The organism is Nocardia sp. NPDC058497 (assembly GCF_042720195.1).
Classification (GTDB): domain Bacteria; phylum Actinomycetota; class Actinomycetes; order Mycobacteriales; family Mycobacteriaceae; genus Nocardia.
The window spans coordinates 1-1189 of record NZ_JBHXMY010001021.1; the positions used below are offsets into that span (position 1 = coordinate 1).

General features: G+C 55.8%; 1 protein-coding gene. It reads right to left on the bottom strand.

All coding sequences use genetic code 11. The features are described 5' to 3' along the window. Window positions 1-132: 132 nt before the first annotated feature. Window positions 133-1189: hypothetical protein (locus ACFWPJ_RS33400; RefSeq protein WP_378857599.1), on the bottom strand; the 1057-nt coding region annotated here is incomplete at its 5' end.

The window sequence follows — 1189 nt, forward strand, 5'->3', positions numbered from 1 at the left end:
GTCAGCCAGAATTCATCGTCTTCGAACGCTGACACGTCCGCCCACATTTTCCCAGCGCAGCCTAGTGCCGTCGCAATAGCTGCCATCACCATCGTCACGTTCCAGACCACCGGTGCAGGTGCCCTGTGGCGCTTACACCATTCCCTTGTCGACATCTCGGTACTCCGTGTTCCCATTTGCAGGATTCTCATTCACCAACGTGTAACGCAGCGGGACCTGCTCACCGGTGTATTTGTCGGTCACGGACACGCCCATATCGGCGACAAACCGACTCCAATCTTCGGGAGGCATTGTCTGACAACCAGCACTGGCGACATCTCCTTCTCGTCCACAATGCCAGAACATCGATTCTCCACCCTTACCATAGGCATTGTCATTGAAGAATCCATCGCGGTCCGTGTCATACTCTGCGTCTATGTCAGCACCCTCCGGCATGGTGAACACGTTTCCATCACCCACCGTGTCATGCTTATTCTGGAACCAGTTATGCCCATACTCGTAGGTGCCCGCCGGGAGGCGCCCTAATTCTTTCGTCCCATTGCCATCTACGTCTCGAGTCTCATTCGCGTTATTTATATACCGCGCAGTGGGGTCTGTATTTGCTTTGTACTCGCTCACATGCTTAGTGCCATGCTCATCCACCCAGATTAGAACTGCCTTGTCATCGTAAATTCCCTGCCCATTGTTCGCGAAGGCATTGGTCTCTCGACGAATCGCGACCATATTCTTCTGGTCGATTCCAGCATCAACGGTCCCCCCATTTCTTTCAATCAGGGACTTGTAGTAATCATACTTGGCGTCGATCTTCTGCTGACTCGGCGAAGTTTGCCCTGGAGCTAGGATATCAGGGTCGGATATATCGTGTAGCTGGCCAGCCAAGTTATTGGTGTTGTTCCCCAATGTCGACTGTGGGGCGACCTCGTCGCCTTCGCCGAGATCGTTGCCTCGGATACGGACCTCGTTCGCCGCAACGGTAATCGCGGTATCGATGCCGGTTTGCGCTCCGAGCATCTCGTTGAGCGCGGTGGTGACAGCTGTCTGATGGTCCGTGCGATCGGCCTCGCGATCCTCCGTGGTGTCGTTGGGTGCCGTCACGGCCCAACTGTCGGAGACGGTGAACCCGTCTTCGGTGGCGAGAGCGACCTTGTCGAAGAGGATCCGCCGGTAGTTGGTGAGGGCGGTGCCACCG